Annotated in this window: 19 protein-coding genes and 1 riboswitch; of the genes, 7 read left to right on the top strand and 12 right to left on the bottom strand. The window is 71.0% G+C overall.

Translation table 11 applies throughout. The features are described from left to right. Positions 1–20: 20 nt before the first annotated feature. Positions 21–1112, top strand: coding sequence for a dihydrofolate reductase family protein (locus ISP_RS36540; RefSeq protein ID WP_013228834.1), 1092 nt, complete (start codon positions 21–23; stop codon positions 1110–1112). 4 nt (positions 1113–1116) lie between these two features. On the opposite strand, the gene ISP_RS36535 is transcribed toward ISP_RS36540, so the two are convergent. Further along, positions 1117–2322, bottom strand: a complete 1206-nt coding sequence (locus tag ISP_RS36535; RefSeq protein WP_013228833.1) for a chitinase — start codon at positions 2320–2322, stop codon at positions 1117–1119. Positions 2323–2488: 166 nt separating this feature from the next. Beyond that, positions 2489–6052, bottom strand: coding sequence for a cobaltochelatase subunit CobN (gene cobN / locus ISP_RS36530; RefSeq protein ID WP_013228832.1), 3564 nt, complete (start codon positions 6050–6052; stop codon positions 2489–2491). A gap of 49 nt (positions 6053–6101) precedes the next feature. Beyond that, positions 6102–6215: riboswitch (cobalamin riboswitch) on the bottom strand. An 86-nt stretch (positions 6216–6301) separates the two neighbouring features. On the opposite strand from cobN, the gene ISP_RS36525 reads away from it, so the two are divergent. After that, on the top strand, positions 6302–7030 hold the full coding sequence (locus tag ISP_RS36525; protein WP_013228831.1) for a hypothetical protein: 729 nt from the start codon (positions 6302–6304) through the stop codon (positions 7028–7030). On the opposite strand, the gene ISP_RS36520 is transcribed toward ISP_RS36525, so the two are convergent. From ISP_RS36520 to ISP_RS36510, 3 genes are read right to left on the bottom strand one after another with little or no spacing between them, the layout of a single operon-like run. Next, positions 7027–7260: a helix-turn-helix transcriptional regulator gene (locus ISP_RS36520; protein WP_013228830.1), complete on the bottom strand. Its 234-nt coding sequence runs from the start codon at positions 7258–7260 to the stop codon at positions 7027–7029. The genes ISP_RS36525 and ISP_RS36520 overlap by 4 nt on opposite strands. Before the next feature lie 2 nt (positions 7261–7262). Next, positions 7263–8114 (bottom strand): ABC transporter permease, encoded by an 852-nt coding sequence (locus ISP_RS36515; RefSeq protein WP_013228829.1) that lies wholly within the window; start codon positions 8112–8114, stop codon positions 7263–7265. Then, complete coding sequence (locus tag ISP_RS36510) at positions 8111–9037, bottom strand: ABC transporter ATP-binding protein (protein ID WP_013228828.1); 927 nt, start codon at positions 9035–9037, stop codon at positions 8111–8113. The genes ISP_RS36515 and ISP_RS36510 overlap by 4 nt, the downstream gene beginning before the upstream one ends. A gap of 109 nt (positions 9038–9146) precedes the next feature. Between ISP_RS36510 and ISP_RS36505 the strand changes: the two genes are divergently transcribed. From ISP_RS36505 to ISP_RS36490, 4 genes are read left to right on the top strand one after another with little or no spacing between them, the layout of a single operon-like run. Beyond that, positions 9147–9461, top strand: coding sequence for a DUF6191 domain-containing protein (locus tag ISP_RS36505; protein WP_013228827.1), 315 nt, complete (start codon positions 9147–9149; stop codon positions 9459–9461). 4 nt (positions 9462–9465) lie between these two features. Then, the gene (locus ISP_RS36500; RefSeq protein WP_013228826.1) at positions 9466–10542 is read left to right on the top strand and encodes a nitrite/sulfite reductase; all 1077 of its coding nucleotides are present in this window, start codon (positions 9466–9468) and stop codon (positions 10540–10542) included. Next, a complete protein-coding gene (locus ISP_RS36495) occupies positions 10539–11162 on the top strand; it encodes a precorrin-8X methylmutase (protein WP_013228825.1) in 624 nt (207 codons plus the stop codon). The genes ISP_RS36500 and ISP_RS36495 overlap by 4 nt, the downstream gene beginning before the upstream one ends. Then, complete coding sequence (locus ISP_RS36490; protein ID WP_013228824.1) at positions 11159–12646, top strand: precorrin-2 C(20)-methyltransferase; 1488 nt, start codon at positions 11159–11161, stop codon at positions 12644–12646. The genes ISP_RS36495 and ISP_RS36490 overlap by 4 nt, the downstream gene beginning before the upstream one ends. 71 nt (positions 12647–12717) lie before the next feature. Here the strand turns inward: ISP_RS36490 and ISP_RS36485 are convergent, their stop codons facing one another. The 6 genes from ISP_RS36485 to ISP_RS36460 form a co-directional block, all read right to left on the bottom strand. Next, entirely contained in the window at positions 12718–15399 is a 2682-nt protein-coding gene (locus tag ISP_RS36485; RefSeq protein ID WP_034285559.1) for an RICIN domain-containing protein, read from the bottom strand. Positions 15400–15420: 21 nt separating this feature from the next. After that, positions 15421–16506 (bottom strand): RICIN domain-containing protein, encoded by a 1086-nt coding sequence (locus ISP_RS36480; protein ID WP_013225269.1) that lies wholly within the window; start codon positions 16504–16506, stop codon positions 15421–15423. Positions 16507–16624: 118 nt separating this feature from the next. Next, on the bottom strand, positions 16625–18505 hold the full coding sequence (locus ISP_RS36475) for a glycoside hydrolase family 127 protein (RefSeq protein WP_013225268.1): 1881 nt from the start codon (positions 18503–18505) through the stop codon (positions 16625–16627). Positions 18506–18518: 13 nt separating this feature from the next. Then, positions 18519–19322 (bottom strand): carbohydrate ABC transporter permease, encoded by an 804-nt coding sequence (locus tag ISP_RS36470; protein ID WP_013225267.1) that lies wholly within the window; start codon positions 19320–19322, stop codon positions 18519–18521. Next, entirely contained in the window at positions 19319–20245 is a 927-nt protein-coding gene (locus tag ISP_RS36465; protein ID WP_013225266.1) for a carbohydrate ABC transporter permease, read from the bottom strand. Before ISP_RS36465 ends, ISP_RS36470 begins: the two co-directional genes overlap by 4 nt. Before the next feature lie 2 nt (positions 20246–20247). Beyond that, positions 20248–21555, bottom strand: coding sequence for an ABC transporter substrate-binding protein (locus ISP_RS36460; RefSeq protein ID WP_013225265.1), 1308 nt, complete (start codon positions 21553–21555; stop codon positions 20248–20250). 176 nt (positions 21556–21731) lie between these two features. Between ISP_RS36460 and ISP_RS36455 the strand changes: the two genes are divergently transcribed. After that, complete coding sequence (locus tag ISP_RS36455; protein ID WP_013225264.1) at positions 21732–22763, top strand: LacI family DNA-binding transcriptional regulator; 1032 nt, start codon at positions 21732–21734, stop codon at positions 22761–22763. Here ISP_RS36455 and ISP_RS36450 read toward each other — a convergent pair. Then, the gene (locus ISP_RS36450) at positions 22760–24667 is read right to left on the bottom strand and encodes an RICIN domain-containing protein (RefSeq protein WP_013225263.1); all 1908 of its coding nucleotides are present in this window, start codon (positions 24665–24667) and stop codon (positions 22760–22762) included. The two genes, ISP_RS36455 and ISP_RS36450, sit on opposite strands and share 4 nt — an antisense overlap. Between the last annotated feature and the right edge of the window lie 86 nt (positions 24668–24753).

Here is a 24753-nt window from a genome sequence, read left to right as displayed (position 1 = left end):
TGTTACGGCATACTGGCCGGGTGATCTCCCGGCCGCACGTCCTGCTGTCCGCCGCGCAGTCGCTCGACGGCTACCTCGACGACACCTCGCCCGAGCGGCTTGTACTGTCCACAGAGGACGATTTCGCGGTCGTCGACCGGTTGCGGGCCGAGGCCGACGCCATCTTCGTCGGAGCCGGGACCGTCCGGGCCGACAACCCGCGGCTGCTCGTCCGCTCCCCGGAGCTGCGGCGGAAACGGCTGGAGCAGGGCAAATCCGAACAGCCCGTCAAGGTCACCGTGACCACCCGCGGTCTCGACCCGGACGCGCAATTCTTCACCGTCGGGGACACCGAAAAGATCGTCTACGCGCCGCCCGGTGCCGCCGACGCGCTCAAGCACGTCGCCACCGTCGTCGACGCCGGGAATCCGCCCGACTTCGGGCGCGTGCTCGACGACCTCGGCGCGCGCGGCATCGAGAACCTGCTGGTCGAAGGCGGCGGCGGGATCCACACGCGCTTCCTCACCGAAGGACTCGCCGACGAACTGCGGCTCGCGATCGCGCCGTTCTTCGTCGGTCAGCCGGACGCGCCGCGGTTCGTCGGGCCCGGCCTCTATCCGCGACCGCTGGTCCTGACCGCCGCGAACGAACTGCAGGGGATGGCCGTCCTCGAGTACCGCGCGGCCGCGGAACCGACCGGCCGGGACGTCCAGCGCCTCAAGGAAGCCATCGCCCTCGCCGCCGAGTGCCCGCCCAGCCACACCTTCCGGGTCGGCGCCGTGATCACCGACGCCGACGGCGAGGTCGTCGCCACCGGGCATTCCGGCGAAGGCGATCCGGGCAACCACGCCGAAGAAGCCGCGCTGGCCAAGTGCGGCGGCGACCCGCGGCTGGCCGGCGCGACGATGTACAGCTCGCTGGAACCGTGCAGTCACCGCAGTTCCCACCCGCGCAGCTGCACCCAGCTGATCCTCGACGCCGGGATCCCGCGGGTGGTGTTCGCCTGGCGCGAGCCGCCGGTCTTCGTCGACGCCCGGGGCACCGAGCTGCTGCGGCAGGCCGGGCGGCACGTCGTCGAGGTGCCCGCGCTGACCCCGGAGGTCCAGCGCGAGAACACCCACCTCGACTTCTGAACCACTAACAGGCGCCGTTGTCCTGCCAGACGCCCCATTCACCGGTCGTGCCGGGCTCTTCGCCCTGCGTCCACCACTTGGCCGTCCACTTGTGGCTGTTGTGCGAGACGACGTTGTCCTTGACGTAGACCTTGGTCCGGTCCCACTCCGCCGCCGTGCACGAGCCGTTGCCCGGGGTGGTCGGGGTCGTCGTCACCGGCGGCGTCGTCTGGGGCGGCGTCGCGCCGGCGAAGCGGACACTGAACTTCGTGAAGTCCCAGTCGTTCTGCGGGACGTTGCTGCAGACGCCGTTGTCCGTGGTGCCGACGCAGGCGCGGTCGCGGTTGACCGACCAGAACGTGAAGCGGCCGAGGCCGTGGCTGGTCGCGTAGTCGTACACCGTCTGGAAGTCCGAGGTGTAGAACATCTCCGCCGCGTCCGACTTGCCGTTCATGCCGGAGAACCCTTCGTGCGCGTACGCGGTCGCGCTGTCCCAGCCCATGTGGGACATCAGCAGGCCATGGAACGCTTCCAGTGCCGACACCTGCGACGAACCGCCGTTGAAGCCGCCGTCGAACGGCATGATCGAGAAGTTGTTGGGCGAGAAGCCGATCGACTTGGCCTGGTCGATCAGCTGGGTGCCGAACCAGCCGGTGCCGGCCGCGGTGCCCGGCATGGTCACCGAGACGAACAGGCCGGGGTTGTTGGCCTGCAACGTCTTCGCGGCCCCGAGCTCGTTCGCGATCGCGGCGGTGTTCTCGTACTCGGGCTCTTCGAGGTCGAAGTCGATCGCCTTGAGCGAGTACTTCGTGATGACCTGCTGGTACGCGGCGGCCGTCGCGGCCACCGTCCCGCAGGTCTGGCCGAGCTTCGTGCCGCCGTACCCACCGACGGACACCGAGACGTCACCGCCCGCGCCGCGGATCCGCGAGATGACGCCCGCGACCGCGGTGTCGGACGAGACGGCGGAGGTGCCGTCCCAGGTCGGGCTGCAGCCGCCGCCGTTCGGCGCGAGGATGAACGCCAGCTGGAACGCCTTGAGCCCGGTCGCGTTCATCACGGTCACGGGGTCGGGCGGGTTGTTGCTCTGGGGCATCAGGTACGGCGCCGCGGCGTACCAGTTGTTGCTCAACGCCGCGGTCGCCGACGGTGCGCCGAGCACGAGGCTGACGGCGGTGGCGGTGAAAGTGGCGGCGGCGAGCCCGACGGCGGCCAGTCTGCTCCTGCGCATGGGCTGTCCTCCCGGTGGGGATCGAGGTGGACAGATCATTGGACTAGACCATTAACGAAGTCAAGCCACCAAGGTCGGGCATTCCCGATCGCCGGGCGAAACGTCCCGAAATATCCGAAACTTGTCCGGCGAAAGCGGCGGTGGTCCGGACCACCGCCTCCGGCCGTCACTCCGACTCGAGGTCACCCTCCAGCGAGAGGTACACCTCACGCATCTTCTCCAGCAACGCCGGATCCGGCTCCGCCCACAGCCCGCGGTCCGCCGCCTCGTTCAGCCGCTCGACGATCCCGCGCAACGCCCACGGGTTCGCCTGGCGCAGGAACTCCTGGTTCACCTCGTCGAGCACGTAAGACTCGGTCAGCTTCTCGTACATCCAGTCGCCGACCACGCCGGCCGTGGCGTCGAAGCCGAACAGGTAGTCCACCGTGGCCGCCAGCTCGAACGCGCCCTTGTAACCGTGCCGGCGCATCGCCGCCAGCCACCGGGGGTTGACCACCCGGGCGCGGAACACCCGGGCCGTCTCCTCGCCCAACGTGCGCGTGCGGACCGCGTCCGGCGACGTGCTGTCGCCCACGTACGACGCCGGGGCCGCGCCCGTCAGCGCGCGGACCGTCGCGATCATCCCGCCGTGGTACTGGAAGTAGTCGTCCGAGTCGGCGATGTCGTGCTCACGCGTGTCGGTGTTCTTCGCCGCCACCACGATGCGCTTGTACGAGCTCTCCATGTCCTCGCGCGCCGGACGGCCGTCCAGGTCGCGGCCGTACGCGAAGCCGCCCCACACCGCGTACACCTCCGCGAGGTCCTTGTCGTCGCGCCAGTTCCCGCTGTCCATCAGCGGCAGCAGGCCCGCGCCGTACGCGCCCGGCTTCGACCCGAAGATCCGCGTTGTCGCGCGACGGGCGTCACCGTGCGAGGCCAGGTCCGCCGAGACGTGCGCGCGCACGAAGTTCTCGGACGGCGGTTCTTCCAGCGCGGCCACCAGCCGCACCGCGTCGTCCATGAGGGTGATCACGTGCGGGAACGCGTCGCGGAAGAAGCCGCTGATCCGGACCGTGACGTCGATCCGGGGCCGGCCCAGTTCCGCGAGCGGGATCGCCTCGATGCCCGTCACCCGGCGGGACGCCTCGTCCCACACCGGCTGCACGCCCAGCAGCGCCAGGACTTCCGCCGCGTCGTCGCCGGACGTCCGCATCGCCGACGTCCCCCACACCGACAGCCCGACCGACTTCGGCCAGTCGCCGGTGTCCTCGCGATAGCGCTTCAGCAGCGAATCCGCCAGCGCCTGGCCGGTTTCCCACGCCAGCCGGCTCGGGATGGCCTTCGGGTCGACGGTGTAGAAGTTCCGCCCGGTCGGCAGCACGTTGATCAGCCCGCGCAGCGGCGACCCGCTCGGCCCGGCCGGGATGTACCCGCCGTCGAGCGCGTGCAGCACCGCATCCAGCTCGGCCGACGTCCCCGCCAGCCGGGGGACGATCTCCGTGGCCGCGAACGAAAGTACCCGCGCGACCTGGGCGTCCGGCGCGACCGAAGCGACCGCGCCGGGGTCCCATGAGCGCGCTTCCATGGCCTCGACCAGGGAACGCGCTGTCTGCTCGACCGCGTCCACTTCGGACAGGGGCGCGTCCTCCTTCAGGCCCAGCGCCGACCGCAGGCCCGGCACCGCGCCCTGCTTGCCGCCCCACATCTGCGACGCGCGCAGCATGGCCAGCACCAGGTTGACGCGGGCCTCGCCGACCGGCGCCGCGCCCAGGACGTGCAGCCCGTCGCGGATCTGCGCGTCCTTGACCTCGCAGAGCCAGCCGTCGATGTGCAGCAGGAAGTCGTCGAACTCCGCGTCGTGCGGCCGTTCGTCGATGCCGAGGTCGTGGTCCAGCTTGGCCGCCTGGATCAGCGTCCAGATCTGCTGGCGCACGGCCGGCAGCTTCGCCGGGTCCATCGCCGCGATGTTCGCGTGCTCGTCGAGCAGCTGCTCCAGCCGCGCCATGTCGCCGTAGGACTCCGCGCGCGCCATCGGCGGGATCAGGTGGTCGACGATCGTCGCGTGCGCCCGCCGCTTCGCCTGCGCACCCTCGCCCGGGTCGTTGATCAGGAACGGGTAGACCAGCGGCAGGTTCCCGAGGACGGCGTCCGGCGCGCACGACGCCGAGAGCCCCGAGGTCTTGCCCGGCAGCCACTCCAGCGACCCGTGCTTGCCCAGGTGGACGACGGCGTGCGCGCCGAACTCCTCTTCCAGCCAGCGGTAGGCGGCCAGGTAGTGGTGGCTGGGCGGCAGGTCCGGGTTGTGGTAGATCGCGACGGGGTTCTCGCCGAACCCGCGCGGCGGCTGGATCATGATGATCACGTTGCCGCTCTGCAGGGACGCCAGCACGATGTCGCCGTTGTCGACGTACAGCTCGCCCGGCGCCGGCCCCCAGTGCTCCTCGACACCCTCGCGCAGCTCGGCCGGCAGCGCGTCGAACCACTGCTGGTAGCGCGCGGCGGGGACGCGGATCGGGTTCCCGGCGAGCTGCTCTTCGGTCAGCCACTCCGGGTCCTGGCCGCCGGCGGCGATCAGCGCGTGGATCAGCGCGTCGCCGTCGGGCTGCTCGGTGCCGGTCGGGTCGACACCCGGGAACGCGTCCGGTCCGAGGTCGTAACCGGAAGCGCGCATCCGACGCAGCAGCTCGATCGCCGACGCGGGCGTGTCCAGCCCGACCGCGTTGCCGACGCGAGAGTGCTTCGTCGGGTACGCGGACAGCATCAGCGCGATGCGCCGCTCCGGCGGAGGCGTGTGCCGCAGCCGGGCGTGCGCCAGCGCGATGCGAGCGACGCGGGACGCGCGCTCGGCGTCCGGCACGTACCGGGGAAGACCGTCTTCGTCGAGTTCCTTGAACGAGAACGGCACCGTGATCAGCCGTCCGTCGAACTCCGGGACGGCCATCTGGTTCCCGGCGTCGAGCGGGGAGAGGCCGTCGTCGCTGGCCGCCCACGTCTCGCGGTCGCTGGTCAGGCACAGCGCCTGCAGGATCGGGACGTCGAGAGCGGCCATCTCGGCGACGTCCCAAGCCTCGTCGTCACCACCCGCGCCCACCTCGGACGGCCGCGTGCCGCCGGCCGCGAGCACGGTGACCAGCAGGGCGTCCACGGAAGCCAGCTCGGCCATCATCTCCGGCTCGCGCGTCCGCAGCGAAGCACAGTAGATCGGCAACGCGCGCCCGCCCGCGGCTTCGATCTCGTCGGCGAGCGTGTGCACGAACGCGGTGTTCCCGGACAGGTGGTGCGCGCGGTAGTACAGGACGCCGATGACCGGGCCCTCGGCGCGTGCAGGCCGCTCGAGGAAACCCCACGACGGCTGCTCGGCGGGCGGCTCGAAGCCGTCGCCGGTGAGCAGCAGCGTGTCGGAGAGGAACCGGTGCAGCTGGGTGAGGTTGGCCGGGCCGCCCTGCGCGAGGTAGGCGTGGGCCTCGGCGGCGATGCCGGCCGGCACGGTCGAGAGCTTCATCAGCTCGGCGTCGGGCGTCTGTTCGCCGCCCAGGACGACGACGTGCGCGCCCGACGCCCGCAGCGCGTCCAGGCCGTCCTGCCAGCTCCGCGGCGTGCCGAGGATCCGCGCGACAACGATCTTCGCGCCGTCGAGCAGGCCCGGCAGCTCGGCGACGTCGAGCCGGGACGGGTTGCCGAGCCGGTACTCGCGCTCGCTCGATCGGGCGCTGAGCAGGTCGGTGTCCGAAGTGGACAGAAGCAGGATCACGAGGTTCCTCCTCGGGGTCCGCGCCCCGGGTAGACGGGCGCGCCGGCCGGAGTTCCTGGCTCCCGGAGAGGTGCGCCGACCCACTCCCTCCCGCGGAGGCGGCATCGGACCCAGCTCTCCGGTGACAGTGGCGGGACCGCCCCGGACTCTCACCGGGTTCCTCCACCTGCCGACGCGTGGGTATCGCTCTCACTCTCCGGTGCCGGTCGGAGTGCGTCAAGGTGACGTTGGCCTGGGTAACCTGACGGCTTGGATTCTCTGCTCCGGAGCTTCACCGCTGCTCAGTCCGCGCGGCAGCCCTACCGCGCGCCGGCTGCCGCGGAGCTGGCGGCTGCCGAGGCCGGCTTCGCCGCTTTCCTCGACGGCACCCCGCACCACCTCGGTGAGCTGGGGTTTTCCACGCCGGACGAGTCCCTGGTCATCCAGGAGCCCGGCACCGAACGCGCCTGGGGGCTCTACGCGATCGATCGGTCCGCGCCGCCGTCACTGGTCGTCGAGGTGCCGCACTCCTCGTCCGACCTGCGGACCGACCTGATCGGCCTGGCGCTCTTCCGGCAGGTGCCCGGCGCGGTGCTGGCCGTTGCGGGCGCGCACCGCCGCCGGGAGGACCCGGCGCACGAGCCGCGGACCGTGTTCCACGTCGTCACCACGCTGCTGGCCCGCCGCGGCCTGCCCCAGGTCCAGCTGCACGGCTTCAAGGACCGCACGCTGCCCGCGGCCGACGTCGTCCTCTCGGCCGGGGCGGGGGAGGCCGGCGACGCGGCCCGCCGGGCCGCCGACCGCCTGGAAGCGGCCGGGTTCCGCGTCCGCCGGGCCTGGGCCGAGCCCTGCCGCGGCCTGGCCGGGACGACGAACGTCCAAGGCCAGGCCGCCGACGGCACCCCGTTCCTGCACGTCGAGCTCAACCGGACGATCCGCGAGACCCGCCGCGACGACGTCGTCCGCGCGCTGGCCGATGCCGACCTGCGCAAACCCTAGGCGGACCGCTCTCCCAGGCGGGGGAAGGGCTTCGTCGAGAACAGCACTTCCACGGAGACCTCGAAGAACTCCGCGATCCGCAGGGCCAGGAACAGCGAAGGGCTGTACTCGCCGCGTTCCAGGTAGCCGATCGTCTGGTAGTGCACGCCGAGGGCCTCGGCCAGCTGCCGCCGCGAGATCGACCGCTCCGCGCGCAGCATCGCGATCCGGTTGTAGACGACTTCACTCATGACTACCCCACACGCTGCATGGCCTTCTCCCGCCGCTCGGCCAGCGACGAGCCGGCCTCGCGCCGCGCCATGCGGCGGAGCAGGACCGGGGCCAGCGCCAATCCGATCACGGCCCACGCGACGAGCACCGCCAGGGTCGGCAGCGGCCGCCAGGACTGGCCGATCTCGACGACGACCGCGCTGTCCGGCAGCAGCGCCGAGCGCATCCCGAGGCCCAGCCAGTACATCGGGAACACCTGCGCGATGTCCTGCACCCACACCGGCAGCGCCGTGATCGGGTAGAAGATCCCCGAGATCGCGCCCAGGCCCATGATCGGCAGGGTGATCAGCCCGATCGAGCGCGGGCTGCTGGTCAGGGACCCCAGCGCCGCGCCGATCGGCATCGTCGCGATCATGCCGACCAGCAGCACCCCGAGCAGGTGCAGGTACGACCAGACGCCGTCCGGTGCCAGTGCGGAGAACACGAACAGGCACGGGATCAGGACCGCTATCAGGCCCGTGAGCTGGGCGAGCGACAGTGCTGTCGTCTTCCCGAGCAGGTACCCGAGCATCCCGTTCGGGGTCGCCTTCGCCCGCAGCAGCGTGCCGTCCTCGCGGTCGACGGCCAGGTAGCCCGCCGCGCCGGTCAGCCCTTGGAACACGATGCCGGCGCCGAGCACACTGGGTACGGTCGCGGCGCCGAGGGAGAACGACGTGCCGGGCAGCGTCGCGTTCCGCATGAAGAACAGCGTGCCGAGGAAGAGCGTGACGAAGACGAGCTGGCCGATCACGTCGTCGAGGTTGGTCCACGTCTGCTTGAACTCGATCCAGCCACGGGCCAGCCCGTTGCGCAGTGCCGCTGTCCTGGCGTTCATCGCGCACCCGCTTCCTGGAGGCCGAGCTCCGTCTCGCCGCCGGCCTCGGCGCGGTGGACCAGCGTCATGTAGGTGTCCTCCAGCGACGCCCGCCGGACCTCGAGGTCCGCGACGGCCTCGCCGTGCTGCTTGAACAGGTCGTACACGTACTTCGTCGCTTCGGTCGTCGAGTGCACGAAACGCTGTCCGCCGACGCTCCAGCGGACCTCGGCCTCGCCGGAGATCTGCCGGGACAGCGCGTCGGCCGAGCCGTCGGCGATGATCCGGCCGCCGTTGAGGATGAGGATCCGGTCGGCCAGCTTCTCGGCCTCGTCGAGGTCGTGCGTGGTCAGCAGGATCGTCGTGTCGAGCTCGTCGGACAGGCGGTGCACCAGGTCGTGGAACTCCCGCCGGGCCTCGGGGTCGAAGCCCGCGGTCGGCTCGTCGAGGAACAGCAGCTCGGGGCGCCCGACGATGCCGATGGCGACGTCGAGCCGCCGCCGCTGGCCGCCGGAGAGCTGCTTGAGCTTCTTGTGCGCGTGCTCGGTGAGCCCGACCGTCGCGATCAGCTCGTCGGTGTCCCACGGCCGCGGGCGGGCCGCCGACGAGTACGGCGCGTAGTACCGGCCGAGGTGGGCGAGCAGCTCGCGCACGCGCCACTTCCCGTGGTCGCGCCAGGACTGGAGCACGACCCCCAGCCGTGCCCGCCAGTCCTCACCCCCGTGCGCCGGGTCGACGCCCAGCACGCTCACCTCGCCGGCCGACCGCATGCGGAAGCCCTCGAGGATCTCGATCGTCGTCGTCTTGCCCGCGCCGTTCGGCCCGAGCAGGCCGACGACCTCGCCCCGGTACGCCTCGAACTCGACGCCGTGGAGGACGTCGTTGGTGCCGTACCGCATCCGCAGCCCGCGCACGCGGACGACCGGATCGGCTGGATCTCTCATCGCGGTCACCCCCAGTTGACTGATGCGATCGAATGTAGCACACCTACTACATTTGATGAGACTTCTGCTGCCTCGGGAACTTGACCCGCGGTCATCCGGTTCGCGGGGCATGGCAACTTGGCTGGGGCTCGCCCTTCCGGGCGGCGTCGTGATCCTGCTGGTCATGGCCGCGATCGAACTGCGGCCGCGCAAGAACGGCTCGCGCTTCAAGGCGCGGCTGTCCGCCACCTCCATCGAAGAGGCCACCGCGTTCCTGTACGGGACCAAGCGGCGTGAGCTGGAACACCGGGAAACGATGTCGATGCTCGTCGAGCAGGACGCCGAAGGCGCACCTCCCTGGCGTGACGTGGACCTGGACGCCGGAACGGCCCGGATCCGGCCGCGTTCGGACCCGCCGGAGCGCCGGAACGGCCAGCTACAGTGACCCCATGCCGACCCCAGCACGCGTGCGAGCCGACGCGTGCCCCGGTGTTTTCGCACCCCACGACGCCGCCGACGGACCGTTGGCGCGGGTGCGGCTGCCCGGCGGCACGATTTCCGCAGTGCAGCTGCACGCGCTGGCCGACGCGGCCGAAGCCTGCGGCGACGGCGACCTCCACCTCACTTCGCGCGGCAACGTCCAGCTGCGCGGCGTCACCCGGCCCGGGTTGGCGGCCCGGCTGACCGACGCGGGTCTGCTGCCGTCGCCGTCGCACGAGCGGGTCCGGAACGTCCTCGCGTCGCCGCTGAGCGGAGTGAGCGGCGGCCTCGCCGACGTCCGCGGCCTGGCGGCTTCGCTGGACCTGGTGCTGTGTTCGACGCCGGAACTGGCGGCGCTGCCCGGGCGGTTCCTCTTCGCCTTCGACGACGGCCGCGGCGACGTCGCCTCCGAAGGCGCCGACGTCTGCTGGCGTGCTACCGGCTCGTCCGAGGGAACGCTGCTGCTCGCGGGCGGCGACACGGGTCGCCGGGTGGCCCGCGCCGACGTCGTGGCGGTGCTGATCGAGGTGGCGCTGGAGTTCTGCCGGGTGCGCGGGGCGGCCTGGCGCGTCGCCGAACTCGACGACCCGGCCTGGCGCGGGACGCCGGTGCCGCGGACCGGGTTCTCCATGCCGGCGGGGCTGATTCCCCAGGACGGCGGTGGCTACGCAGCCGGTGTCGTGCCGCGCTTCGGACAGCTGTCCGCGACGCAGGCGCGGGCGCTGGCGGAGTTCGGGACGGCGCTGGTCACGCCGTGGAAGTCCCTGGTCCTGCCGGACGTGCCTCCCGACGTCTTCGCGCGGCTCGGGTTCGGGGGCGAGGCACTGGGGACCACCGCGTGCATCGGCCGTCCGGGCTGCGCGAAGTCGCGCGCCGACGTCCGCGCCGACGCGGTGTTCCGGCCGGGCCTGCGGGCCCACTTCTCGGGCTGCGAGCGGCGGTGCGGAAAGCCGTCGCAGTCCTATGTGGACGTGGTCGCCGAAGCGGGGGGCTACCGCATCGACGGCCGCTGGGTGCCGCTCGACGAGATGGAAGGGAAGCTGTGATCGACTACCTGCGGGACGGTGCCGAGATCTACCGGCACTCGTTCGCCACGATCCGCGAGGAGGCGGACCTGGCGATCCTGCCCGACGACGTGGCCGGGCTGGCGGTCCGGATGATCCACGCCTGCGGCATGGTCGATCTGGTCGACGACCTGCGGTACACGCTCGACGTCGTCGAGTCCGGCCGCGCGGCGCTCGAAGCCGGCGCGCCGATCCTGTGCGACGCGCAGATGATCGCCAGCGGCGTCACCCGCCGTCGCCTGCCCGCGGACAACGAGGTGCTCTGCACGCTCTCGGACCCGAGCGTGCCGGGGCTGGCCGAACGCATGGGCACCACGCGGTCGGCCGCGGCGCTCGAACTGTGGCGCGACAAGCTGCCCGGCTCGGTCGTGGCGATCGGCAACGCCCCGACGGCCCTGTTCCGCCTGCTGGAGATCCTCGACGAAGGCGTCGGCGCGCCCGCGGCGATCATCGGCGTCCCGGTCGGCTTCGTCGGCGCGGCGGAGTCCAAAGTGGAGCTGGCCAAGCGCGCCCCGGCACCGTACCTGGTGGTGCACGGGCGGCGCGGCGGCAGCGCGATGGCCGTCGCGGCGATCAACGCACTCGCGAGCGCCGAAGAATGACCGGCACGCTGTACGGTGTCGGGCTCGGCCCCGGCGACCCGGAACTGATGACGGTCAAGGCGGCCCGCCTGATTTCCGAAGCCTCGGTGATCGCGTACCACTGCGCGCGCCACGGCCGGAGCATCGCGCGGTCGGTCGCCGAGCCGTACCTGCGCGAGGGCCAGCTCGAGGAGAAGCTCGTCTACCCGGTCACGACCGAGACGACCGATCACCCGGGCGGCTACGAGGGCGCGATCGCCGACTTCTACGAGCTGAGCGCGAAGCGGCTGGCCGAGCACCTCGACGCGGGCCGCGACGTGGTCCTGCTCTGCGAAGGCGACCCGTTCTTCTACGGCTCGTACATGTACATGCACGAGCGGCTGGCCGGCCGCTTCGAGGCGGTGGTCGTCCCGGGCGTGACGTCGGTGAGCGCGGCGTCGTCGGTCTTCGGCCGCCCGCTGGTGCAGCGCGACGAGGTGCTCACGGTGCTCCCGGGTACGCTCCCGGCCCCGGAACTGGCCCGGCGCCTCGCCGACACCGACGCGGCGGCGGTGCTGAAGCTGGGCCGGACGTTCTCGTCGGTGCGGGAGGCGTTCGCGGAGGCCGGCAAGCTGGACGACGCGGTGTACGTCGAGCGCGCGACCTGGGGTCAGCAGCGGATCGAGCCTCTGGCGTCGGTGGATCCTTCGACGGTTCCGTACTTCTCGCTGGCGTTGCTGCCTTCGCCGGCTTATGCGTCCCGTCAGTCTTCGCCTGCTCCGGCTGCTTCGCCTTCTTCGGTTGGCGAAGTGGTCGTTGTGGGTCTCGGCCCGGCAGGCCCGGAGTGGCTGACGCCCGAGGCTGCTTCGGAGCTTGACGCGGCGGAGCACATCGTCGGGTACGGGCCGTATGTCGCCCGGGTGCCGCAGAAGGCGGGCCAGCAGCGGCACGCATCCGGCAACCGCGTCGAGGCGGACCGGGCACGCGAGGCGTTGTCGCTGGCTGCTTCCGGCTCTCGCGTGGCGGTGGTGTCCTCGGGCGACCCGGGCGTGTTCGCGATGGCGTCGGCGGTGCTGGAGCAGGTGTCCGCAGGTCACGGCGCCGGTGTCCGGGTCCGGATCGTGCCCGGAGTGACCGCGGCCCAGGCGGCGGCGTCCCGGGTGGGGGCACCGCTGGGACACGACTACTGCGTGCTGTCGCTGTCCGATCGGCTGAAGCCCTGGGAGATCATCGAGAAGCGTCTCGACGCAGCGGGCGCGGCGGACCTGGTGCTGGCGCTGTACAACCCGGCATCCCGCACCCGCACGACCCAGCTGGCCGACGCGCGTGCCGTGCTGCTCCGCCACCGCGCGCCTTCCACACCGGTCGTCGTGGCCCGGGACGTGGGCGGCCCGGAGGAGGACATCCGCATCACGACACTGGGCGAGCTGGACCCGTCCACAGTGGACATGCGCTGCCTGCTGATCGTGGGCTCGTCTCGCACTCGATCCGACAACGGCATCGTCTGGACGCCCCGCAGTTACTAGGTCTGCCGCGGCTTGTCGTGGGGGGGGGGGGGGGGGGGGGCCCCGCCCGGCCCCCCCCACCCCGGGAAGGTTCAGCTGGCGAGGGTGATGGTCACCGTGTTCGCGCTCGCGGTGACCGTGTGCGTGGCGGCGTCGTAGCTGCCGCCGCTGACCGAGTTCACACCGGTCGAGAGGAACACCGGCAGCTGGATGGCGACCGCACCGCCGGGCAGGCTGCCCGACAACGTCACCGTGACGACGCGGGCGCCGCTCGAGCCGCTCACCGCGAGGGAAACCCCGTAGGTGGACCGGTTGCCCGAAGCCACGTCGTAGGTGTTGGTCAGGTTGCCCACCGAAATCGTCTGGCCGGGGGTGACCCAGGCGTTCGGCACGCCGCGGCCGATGTAGAGCGGCCGGGTGAAGGTGTACGGCCCGGAACCGCCGGCCGCCAGACCTTCGGCCACCAGCGACTCCAGCAGCCCCTGCTGCTGCCCGGCGATCGGCCACGCGTACGGGCACGCGCCGAACTGCGGTCCGGCGTGGCTGCCGATCCACGGGTTGGCCGGGCTGGGCCCGCTGCCGTTGGCCTCCCACCAGGCGTTCGGGCCGCCGGTGGTGGTCTTGAGCTGCCAGGCGTAGCTGGTGATCGGCAGGTCGCGGTAGTTGTCGGAGAACAACCCGTCGGAGGAGTACGACGTGTTGTACGCCGTCGAGTACCCGTTGAACGCCCCGAAGGTCGGGAACGGGTAACCGTTGGCCGACAGCCGGTTGAAGCCCCACTGGTACATCCGGTCGATCTGGCCGGGGTCGCCCATGATGCCGGTCAGCGCGCCACCGGAGAGCATGGTCGACCACTGGTTCTGCCCGACCCAGCCGGGCGAGGCCCAGTTGGCGTCGTTGAAGGTGTTGCAGCGGTTGGCGCTGTTGGGCTTGTCCACTTCACACGGCAGGTAGTTGAAGCCGTTCGCGGACTGGTTGCGGCCCACGACGGTGTTCAACGCGTTCAGCAGCGAGGTGTAGGCCGTGTTCGCCCACGTCGCTTCGGCGGTCTGGCCGATCTTGGTCGCGATGTACTTGTACGACGCCAGCATCTGCAACGCCGAGAAGTTGCTGAACAGCCAGCGCCCGGTGGAGTCGTTGTCGAAGTTGGTCTGCAGCGTCCCGTCCGAGGCGAGCTGGGCGGGGTACTTCACCCGGGCGATGGTCCGGAGGCTGGGTCCCCACGAGCCGGTGTCGTTGAAGTACTGGCTGACGAACGCGGTGTCGTTCGTCTTCGCCAGGTACGTCGCCCAGGAGCCCATCGTCTTCCAGACGCCGTCCCAGTACCAGTTGGCACCGACTTCGTCCCAGCCGTCCTGCTGAGCGATCCGGGCGGTGAGCAGCAGGTTGCGCGCGTCCCGGAAGTCGCCGGTCTCGAATTTGGCGGTCAGCTCGCCGGGGACGTCGTGGTTGAGGATCCAGTTGTAGTTGTTGGCGCCGGAGAACTGCGCTTTGCCCACCTGCATGATCAGGTTGTAGACAGTGCCCGCCTTGTAGGCGTTGGCCATCGCGGTGCCCGGGTTCGCCAGGCCGCCGGTGTTGGGCAGGGTCGTGTTCGGCAGGCTGAAGGTGTTCGTCTCGGCCAGCCGCGAGTTCCAGTACGAGGTCATCTGGCCGTAGGCGGTGTCGAAGTTCGGCGCGTTCGACGACAGCGCCGAGCCGGTCGGCAGCGCGACGCCGCTGCCGAAGTTGTCCACCGCCACCACGAAGTCGTGGTTGCTCGTCTGTCCCGCCGTGACCGTGTCCAAACCGGACGAAGTCAGCCGGACGAGGCCCGGTCCCGAACCACCCGGCGGGACGGTCACCGAGCCGGAGCCGTTGTTCTTGATGGAGACCCGCGTGTAGACCAGCATGACCGCGGAGCCGTTGATGGTGACCTTGTCGGCGAAGTTCTTGATGGTGATCCCGACGCTGCCGGAGGTCCGGGACGTCGTCATCGCCGGCAGGTAGCCGTTGTCCTCGGTCCACTGCACCGACTGCGCGCCGGGATTGCCGCCGTAGGTGTAGGCACTGAACGAGTACATCCCGCCGCACAGGCCGTTGTAGGTCGTGTTCACGCCGCGCGCGAAGAACGAGCCGGACAGGTAGCTGAAGACCGGCCAGTAGTTGCCGTCCCAGCCGATCGCCGTCGTGTTCTGGAACCCCTGGCCGTAGGGGTCGTTCGGCGTCTGGAAGTTCGTGCCGTACGACCGCGGCAGCCCGGAGTTCTTGCACGCGTTCGGCGCCAGGTTCGGGATGCCCTGGTAGACGTCGGACGTGCCGGGCGTGTACCCGGGCACGCGCCAGGCGCTCGCGCTCGAACACGGCAGCTGGACGAGCGCGGTGTTCGCCGGGGTGACGCACTTGCCGGAGCTGACGGCCACGACGTTGAACGTGTTCGTGCCGACCGATTGCAGCCGGAACTGCTGGTTGGTCTCCCCGTGGCAGGCGTACTGGATCACCGCGGCGTTGTCCGAAGTGGACGCGCCGTAGATGTCGACGCAGCTGCCGGCGGTGAAGGTGCCGATGGTGTAGGCGTCGGCTGATACGGGGGTGAACGTGTACGACTGCGCGGCACCGGAGGTGCAGGCCGTCTGGGTGAGCTGGACGGCGCTGGTGCTGTCGGGGACGGTGGCGCACTGGCCACTCGAAGAGCTGACCATCGTGCTGGTGAACGTGTCCGCGGCGCGGGCCGGGGCCACCACGGCGAAGCCGGCCACCAGGACGGCGGCGGTGAGCAATACCGGACGTCTCATCGGGTTCTCCGATCCGAAGGTTCAGAAGAGGAAGGAGCCGTACGGGCCGTTGAAGATCGCGGTCTTCTGGCTTTGGCTGAAGTGGGTGTTCGGGTAGTCGTAGAAGGACGCCGACATCGGCGTCCCGTCCGTCGAGGTCGAGTCCGGCAGGCCGAAGGCGTGGCCGAGTTCGTGCACCATGCCGCCGTACCAGCGGTTCATCGGGCCGTTGATGCCGGCCGCGCCGTCGGCGTCGTGCCGGCAGAGGATCACCCAGCCGTTGCCGCCACCGCCGCCCGCGCCCTGGCCCTCGGCGATGACCTCGCCGACGTTGATCCACCGGCTGTCCCCGTCCCGGACGCCGAACCGGCGCACCAGCTCCTGCTGCATATTGAACACGGCCCACCAGTAGCGGTCGCCGCCGTTGGGTGTGTCCTCGTACCAGCTCTTCACGTGCTCGCCGGTGACCACCTGGACGACCGGGGCGGTGAGCCGGAACGTCTTGCCCAGCTCCTGCCCGTAGTACCGCTGCGCTTCCCGCATGACGTTCGCGATGCCGTCCGGGTAGCGCTGGTCGTAGGGCACGTCGGACGGCCGCAGCAGCCACACCCGCACGGTCTTCTCCGGCGGGGTCTGCGGATCGCCGCCGGACTGGAAGCCGGGCAGCCGCCACAGGGCGGCCGTGCCGCAGGCCAGCTGGACGAGCAGCGCGTTCACCGCCGTGACGCACTTGCCCGAGGCGACCGCGACCAGCGTGAAAGCGCTTCCATTAGCCTGGAGGCGAAACTGCTGGTTGGTCCCGGAGTGGCAGGCGTACTGGATCACCGCAGCGTTGTCCGAAGTGGACGCGCCGGAGATGTCCACGCAGCTGCCCGAGGTGAAGGTGCCGATGGTGTAGACGTCACCGGACACCGGGGTGAACCGGAACGACTGACCGGCACCGGAGTTGCACCCCGTCTGGGTCAGCTGGACCGCACTGGTGCCGTTGGGAACGGTGGCGCACTGGCCGCTCGAAGAGCTGACCACCGTGCTGGTGAACGCGGTCGCGGCCAGTGCGCTGCTCGCGGACAGCACCGAGAGCAGGCCGGCCACGAGGCAGAGCACCACGGAGGGAGCCAGCCGCCGCACGCCACGGTTGTGCCGAAATACCACAGGACGCGTCATCGGGTCCTCGCAATCTTCGGTTTTGTGAGCGTTAACATTTGTCGGCTGGGTGCGCTCCCGGGTGCCGATCAGGGGGTGGCGGCTATTCGGTGGCGACCGGGAGCCAGACCCGCATCGGGCCGGGTTCCCGGTTGCCCCAAAGGAAATAGGGGACGGCGGTCAGTTCCACCGGCTCGCCGGGCATGACGGACCCGGCACCGTACAGCTCGCCCGACGCGGGCACCTCGATCCGGCCGCGCGTGGTCAGGGCGACCGGTACGTCGGGCAGCGACGCGCCGGAGAACGATGCCGCCGGGTCGATCCGCACGTCCTCGAGGGTGACGCCGTCCGGCAGGTCGGCCTGCTCCAGGCAGTAGACGAGCGGCCCGCGCGTCACGGCGGCGCAGCCGCGCACGGCGTCGATCCGCGGGTGCGGACGGACGATCCGGGCGGGCATCGGCAGTTCGAGCGTCACCGTGGTGCCGCCCGTCCAGTCGCGCCGCACCTCCGCGTAGCCGTCGCGGACCTCGGCGGGGACGCCGTCGATCAGGGCGCCCTCGGCCCAGCCGGGGACGCGCAGGGACAGCATGAACGGCGCCGAAGCCGTCACCGTCAGCTCGACCCGGCCGTCCCACGGGTACCGGGTGCGCGTCTCGACGCGGACGTCGGCACCGTCCACAGTGGTCTGGATCGTCCCGGCCGCATACAGGTGCACCTGCAGGCCACCGGGATCGGCGGTCGCCACGTAACCGGACAGCGAGGCGACCAGCCGGGCCAGGTTGGGCGGGCAGCACGCGCACGAGTACCACGGCAGGCGCTGCGAGGGCGCGTCTTCGTGCGTGCCGTCGTGGCCGGTCCGCAGGTGCAGCGGGTTGGCGTAGAAGAAGTGCGTGCCGTCGAGCGCGGTCGACCCGGCGATCGCGTTGTACAGCGCGCGTTCCATCTCGTCGGCGTACTTGCCCTCGCCGGTGGCCAGCAGCAGGCGCCAGTTCCACTGGAAGCTCGCGATCGCGGCGCAGGTCTCGCCGTAGGCCCGGTCGGGCGGCAGCTCGTACGGGTCGCCGAACGCCTCGTCGCGGTGGCGGGAGCCCTGGGCGCCGGTGAGGTAGGTCTTGGCGCCGAACGCGTCGGCCCACAGGCGGCGGGCCGCTTCCAGCAGCGCGTCGTCCCGGGTTTCGACGGCGACGTCCACGACGCCGGCGAGCAGGTAGAGCTGGCGCACGACGTGCCCGGCGACCTCGTCGGCCTCGCGGACCGGGACGTGGTCCTGCAGGTACCGGGAGCCGAATCGTTCGCCGTCGAGCAGGCCGCGTCCCCGCAGGTCGAGGAAGCGCAGCGCCAGCTCGAGGTACGGCCGGTGCCCGGTCACCCGGTACAGCTCCACCAGCGCCGTCTCGATCTCCGGGTGCCCGTCGACGTCCTCGACGCTGCCGAACCGCTCCACGATGAGGTCCGCGAAGCGCCGGGCGACCGTGACGAGCTGGGCCCCGACCCCGGCCCGGGCGGCGGCGACGGCGGCCTGGATCAGGTGGCCCGCGCAGTACAGCTCGTGGCTCCAGTGCAGCTCCCGCCACTTCAGGTCCGGCTTGTCGACGGTGAAGTACGAGTTCAGGTAACCGTCGTCCTCCTGGGCCTTGGCCACCAGCGCGGCGGTGGTGTCGAGGAACGCGCGCAGCTCGGCGTCGCCCGGATCGCGTCCGAGCTGCCAGGCGGCGGCTTCGAGGGTCTTGTAGACGTCGGAGTCGGCGAACCACATGTTGCGGCGGTCGCCGTCGACCTCGCCGGTGACGCGGCGGAGGTTGTCCAGCGCGCCCGCCGCCTCGAGCTGCTCGACGCAGTGCGGCAGGGTCCGGGTCGCGTTGCGGGCCTGGCACTCACCGAGCAGGCTGTCCGGCGCGAAGGTGACCGCGCCGAGGAAGAGCGGCCGCAACGCCGACTTCGCGGCGGACGTGGGGTGGACGGGCCCGAGGATGCGTTCGGTCATCGAGTGCTCCTTCTCAGCCTTTGAGGGCTCCCGAGGTGAAGCCGCGGACGTAGTACCGCTGCAGGACGAGGAAGACCGCCACGCACGGCAGGGCGGAGACCACCACGCCCGCCTGCAGGGCCCCGAAGTCGACCGAGCCGAGGCTGCCGGACTGGAGGTTGAACAGCGCGACCGGCAGGGTGAACTTCTCGCCGTCGGTGAGGAAGATCAGCGGGGCGACGAACTCGTTCCAGGCCGCCAGGAACGAGAACAGCGCCACGGTGACCACGCCGGGCAGGACGCCACGCAGCAGCACCCTTCGCAGCGCGCCGCCGATCGAACAGCCGTCGATCAGCGCTGCCTCTTCCAGTTCCACCGGCAGCGCCTCGAAGGAGTTGCGCATCATGAACAGGCCGAACGGCAGCTGCAGCACGGCCATCACCAGGCCCAGGCCGAGCAGCGAGTTCTGCAGGCCGAGCCAGCCGAGCAGGATGTAGAGCGGCACCAGGATCGTCGTGTAGGGCACCATCAGGATGGCCAGGGTGACCAGGAACAGCAGGGTGCGGCCGGGAAAGGCGAGCCGGGCCATCGCGTAGCCGCCGAGCGTGGTCGCCAGCACCGTGACGGTCACCGCGACCAGCGCGACCACGGTCGTGTTGACCAGGTAGGTGCCCAGACCGCTGCCGTAGTCGGCGAGCCGCCGGTAGTTGTCCGTCCCGGAGCCCCCGGCTTCCCGCCCGCTGAGCGACGAGTAGAGCGTCCACAGCAGCGGCAGCAGGAACAGCACGGCCAGGGCGGCGCTCGTGACGTGCAGGCCCGCGGCCCGGAGCCGGTTCACTTCCCCTCCCGGCGGATCAGGCGCAGCTGGGCGACGTTGAGCACGATGAGCACGGCGAGCGTGGCCACCGAAACCGCGGCCGCGCGCCCGAGGTCCTGGGACAGGAACGCCTCGCGGTAGATGTCGATGACGACCGTGGCCGTGTCGTGGCGGCCGCCGGTGAGGATGAAGAACTGGTCGAACGCCAGCAGCGAGCCGGTCAGCGACAGCACCATCGCGAGCGCCAGGGTCGGCCGCAGCTGCGGCAGCGTCACCCGCCACAGGATCTGCCACCGGTTCGCGCCGTCGATGCGCGCGGCCTCGTACAGCGCCGGGTCGATGCCCTGCAGGCCGGTCATCAGGATCAGCATGGAGAACCCGGCGAACCGCCAGGTGATCATCCCGACCGTCGAGCCGAGCGCGCTGCCGCCGGAGCCGAGCCAGTCGGCCCGGCCGAACCCGAGGAAGTCCACCAGGTGGTTCAGCGCCGACGAGTCGGTGTTGAACAGGCCGTAGAACAGCAGGCTCGTCGACGCGAGGCCCACGGCACTGGGCAGGAAGAAAACCGTGCGGGCGAAGCCGGTCCCGCGCCGGTCGTGCTGCACCAGCAGCGCCAGCCCGAAGGCGACGAGGCTGAGCACCACCGTCGTGACCAGCGTGTACTTCAGGGTGAACCACACCGCGCGAAGGAACAGCGGGTCGCTCAGCGCGTCGTAGTTCTTGACGCCGTTCGGGTAGGACGCGCCGACGAGCGGCCAATGGCTGACCGACATCCACAGCATCAGCCCGAGCGGGATGACGAAGAAGACGGCGACCAGCACGGCCATCGGAGCGGCGTAGGCGATCCCCAGCCGGCGACGGCCCCGGGCGATCGAGCCGCGGCGGCGGGGTGCCGGCGCCGGGGCCTCCGGCGCCGACACCCGCGGGGAAACCAGCGACACCATGATCAGCTGCCGCCGGAGAGGGACTCGGTCACGGCCGCGTTGTGCTGCTTGAGGATCGCTCCGGCATCACCGCTGCCGAAGACCGCGTCGATCACCGTCGCCGTCCAGGGTCCGTTCGTGTCGTTGAACGTCTTGCCGAAGTTGACCGAAATCGGCGTCTGGCCCTGGCTCGCCAGCCGGTTGAACACGCCGAGCCGCGGATCCTGCTTGGCGTAGGTGTTGTCCGCGAGATCGGACCGGACGGTGATGTTCTTGCTCTTCGCGACGACGTCGACCTGCGCCTGGTCCGACAGCGTCCAGGCGATGAAGTCCCACGCGGCCGCGGCGTGCGTGCTGTTGCCGCCGATGCCGAGCACGTCCCCGCCGACGAACGACGAGCTGCCCCCGGTCAGCCCCGGGATCGGGGCCACGCCGACCTGCAGGTCCGGTCCTTCCTTCATGCCCTGCAACGCCGTCGCGCCCATCGGCTGGATGCCGATCTTGCCGTCGAGGAACGACTGCGTCCACGTGGGACCGGACTCGTTCTTCGCCGATGCCGGCACGACGCCGTCGGCGTAGAGCTGCCGCAGCCACGAGTAGACCTTCGCCGCTTGGGGGCTGTCGAGCGTGGCGGCCGTGCCCTGCTCGTCGAGCACCGTGCCGCCCGAGGCCCAGATCATCGGCCAGCTGGTGAACAGCTGGCACCCCGGACACGCGCCGCCGAAGAAGTAGCCCTTGGTGTCCCCGCCGAGCGCGGCGATCTTGCGCGCGTCGGCCGCAATTTCGTCCAACGTGGACGGTGGCTTCTCCGGGTCGAGACCGGCCCGGGTGAACAGGACCTTGTTGTAGAACACCGCGGACAGGTCGATGTCGTGCGGCACCGCGTAGTGCTTGCCGCCGGCGGTGGCCGCCTTCATGTGGGCCGCGGCGAGGCTGCCGCTGAACGGCAGCTGCGTGACGCGGGCGGTGAGGTCGAGGAACAGGCCCTTGGCCGCGTAGTCGGGCGCGTAGACGACGTCGGCCGCCAAGAGGTCCGGCAGCTGCTTCGCGCCCGCGGCCGTGCCGACCTTCTGCTGGTAGGAGTCGGCCGGGAAGACGGTCAGCTTGACCTTGTTCTTGTGGCTCGCGTTGTAGGCGTCGATCAGCGTCTGGCTGAAGGTGGCCGTCGGCGACCGGGTCCACATGGTGATCGTGGTGCCGTCGTCCACGCTCGCGGTGTCCCCCGCGGCCGCCCCGGACGGGCCGCTCTGGCAGGCCGCGAGGACGAGGACGCCGGCGACGGCGACTGCGGCACGCCCCCACCGTGCCGTGGTCCGGATGTGCGAAGTCATCGACTCTCTCCTAACGGGAGGCCGCCGCCTGCGGTGCCGAAGAAGGACCGGGAAAATTTCAGAAACCGGTTTCCGACTCAAGCTAGGTCCGATCGATCGGCTCGTCAAGGGGCTGTTTGCCGTAGTCTGCGCGCGTTCCATTGGGTCGCGGCGGTCGGCGGAGGTACTGTGCCACCATGCCTCCGCGGAAACTTTCGGAAACTCCCGGCGCCGTTGCGAAGCCGGCCACGATCAGCGAGGTCGCCCTGCTGGCGGGTGTCTCGGTCGGCACCGCGTCGAAGGCCCTCAACGGCCGCGGCTCACTGCGCGCGGAGACCCGGCAGCGGGTGCTGTCGGCGGCCGAGCAGCTGGGGTTCCAGCCGAACCGGGCGGCCGTGACCCTCAACTCCGGGCGCACCTACACCGTCGGCATGATCACCACCGACACGATCGGCCGGTTCAGCATCCCGCTGATGATGGGCGCCGAGGACGCCCTCGGCGCCGGGGAGATGTCGGTCTTCCTCTGCGACGCCCGCGACGACCCGATTCGCGAGCAGTACTACCTGCGCACGCTGCTCTCCCGCCGGGTCGACGGCATCATCGTCACCGGCCGCCGGACCCAGGCCCGTCCCCCGATCGGCGCGAACCTGCCGATCCCGGTCGTGTACGCGTTCATCAGCTCTGCCGATCCGCAGGACTGTTCCGTCGTGCCGGACGAAGCCGGCGGGGCGCGCAAGGCCGTCGAGCACCTCCTGGCCACCGGACGGCGCCGCATCGCCCACATCACCGGCCCCGAGCGGCACCACTCGGCGACCGTGCGCGCGGCGGCCGCCGCCGGCCGGCTCACCGAGGCCGGGCTCGACCCGGCCGGGACACCGATGTTCGGCGAGTGGAGCGAGGCGTGGGGCCGGCAGGCGGTGCGGATGCTGCTGGGCGCGGGCACCGCCTTCGACGCCGTCTTCTGCGGCAGCGATCAGATCGCCCGCGGCGCCGCCGACGCGCTGCAGGCGGCCGGCCGCCGCGTGCCGGGCGACGTCGCCTTGGTCGGCTTCGACAACTGGGACGTCATGGCACTGGGCTGCCAGCCGCCGCTGACCAGCGTCGACATGGAACTGGAGGCACTCGGGCGGACCGCCGCCGACCGCCTGCTGGCGGCGATCAACGGCGAGCCCTCCCCCGGCAGGCACACCCGGCCGTGCCGGCTGGTCATCCGGGAGTCGACCGCCTAACGCCGGGTCCACTGCTGGTTGGCGCCGCCGCTGCAGGTCCAGAGGATGATCTTCGTGGCGTTCGCGGTGGCCGCTTGGCTCGCGTCCAGGCACAGCCCGGACACCGCGTTGGTGATCGTCCCGTTCGCGTTGAACGTCCACTGCTGGTTGCGCTGGCCGTTGCAGTCCCAGACGACCACGTCGGTGCCGTTGGCCGTTCCGCTGTTGTAGGCGTCGAGACACTTGGTGCCGTTGACGACGAGCTGCCCGCGCACCGGCGCCCAGGTCTGGTTCAGGCCCGCGGCGCAGTCCCACAGCTGGGCCTGGATCCCGTTGGTGATGCCGTTGTCGTCGACGTCGAGGCACCGTCCCGAGGGGACACCCGCGATCTGGACGCCGGTGCTGCCCGGCAGCGGCAGGATCGACACGGCCGACAGCTGCGGCGGGGTACCGGAGAACGTCAGGGTGTTGGTGGTCCCCTTGCCCAGCGACACGACGGCGGAGACGGTCTTCGGTGTGCCGCCGGTGGCCGGGAAGGCGAGGACGGTCGGCTGCTGGCCGTTCACGGCGAGGGTCGCCGTCTGCGTGCCGGCCGCGCTGTAGGTGAAGGTGGCGACGGCGAGCCCGGTCGAGGCGGCGGTGATGCCGGCGAACCGGGAGCCGTCGGCCGGGTAGCTCGCCGCCGCCGCGTCGGTGCCCTGGACGGTCAACAGCACCGAGTCGCCCGCCGGGACGGTGACGCCGTAGCCGGTGGCGAAGGCACCCGCATTGCCGGCGCCCCAGACGTTCCGGACCTGCGCGGTGGCCGGGGTCAGGCCGAGGTCGGCCCACCGGACGGTCATGGCCGCGGCGGCGGACGTCCGGTTGAGCAGCACGACCGCGCGCTTCCCGGAGCCACTGAGGACCTTCGAGTAGACCTGGAGCCCGGCGGCGTCCTCGGCGACCTTGACGCCCTGCAGGCCGCTCGGGTCCTGGTCGACGGCGATGACTTCCCGGTTGGTCAGGATCGACTTCGTGGCCGCGCTCATCGTCGCGAGGTTGTTGCCCGCCAGCAGCGGCGCGCCCGAAACCGACCACAGGCCCAGCTCCGTGCGCGCCTGCGCGTCGGTGAGGCCCGGCATGCCCACGGTCAGCATGTCCGGGTCGTTGACGTAGCCGGTGTGCTGCGAAAGGGGGTGCTGCGCCTGGTCGAAGTTGGTGAGCACCTGGCCCAGGTTCGCCGTCTGGCCGTAGTAGATGATGTCCGTGCTGGTGCGCCACATCGGCGCCGTCCCGGCGCCCCAGTTCCACGGGTTCTTCCTGCCCCAGTCGCAGATGGACAGGGTGAGGGTGCGCCCGGTCTGCGCGGTCGCGGCCTGGTTGGCGTCGCTGATCGCCCGGTAGGTGCTCTGCGGGTCGAGGCCTTCGGCGTCGCCACCGCACCAGTCGACCTTGACGAAGTCGAAGCCCCAGCGCTGGAACTGCAGCATGTCCTGCAGGTAGTGGCCTTCGCTGCCGCTCCCGGGCGCCGCCGGGCGGCCGGTCGGGAAGTAGTAGCCGCAGCCGTCGCGGCCGGCGTCGGTGTAGATCCCGGCCTTGAGTCCCTTGCTGTGCAGGTAATCCGCGATCGCCTTCATGCCACCCGGCCATTCGGCGGTGTCCACGGTGATGTTCCCGGCGCTGTCGCGGGTGCCCTGCCACCAGCCTTCGTCGATGTTGACGTAGCTGTAGCCGGCGTCCTTCAGCCCGGCCGAGACGAGCGCGTCGGCCTGCGCCTTGATGGTGCCGTAGTCGATCTTGGCGGCGAAGGTGTTCCACGACGCCCAGCCCATCGCGGGCGGCGGAACCGCCACCGCGGTGGCGGTCGTGCTCGCGGCGGCGGCTCCGAATCCCGGGACCACGCCGGCGATCAGCACGAGCGCGGACAATGCGAGGCGCAGCTTCATGGCGGGGCTCCGACTTCGTCGTCGAGGAGTGTTAGCGCTAACAAATACGCCTGGATTGTTGACCTCGCGCGGCTCGACGTCAAGAT

It is taken from the genome of Amycolatopsis mediterranei (assembly GCF_026017845.1).
In the GTDB taxonomy this organism is placed as follows: domain Bacteria; phylum Actinomycetota; class Actinomycetes; order Mycobacteriales; family Pseudonocardiaceae; genus Amycolatopsis; species Amycolatopsis mediterranei.
The sequence above is the reverse complement of the archived record's forward strand: the minus strand, read 5'-3'. Positions and strand labels throughout refer to the sequence as shown.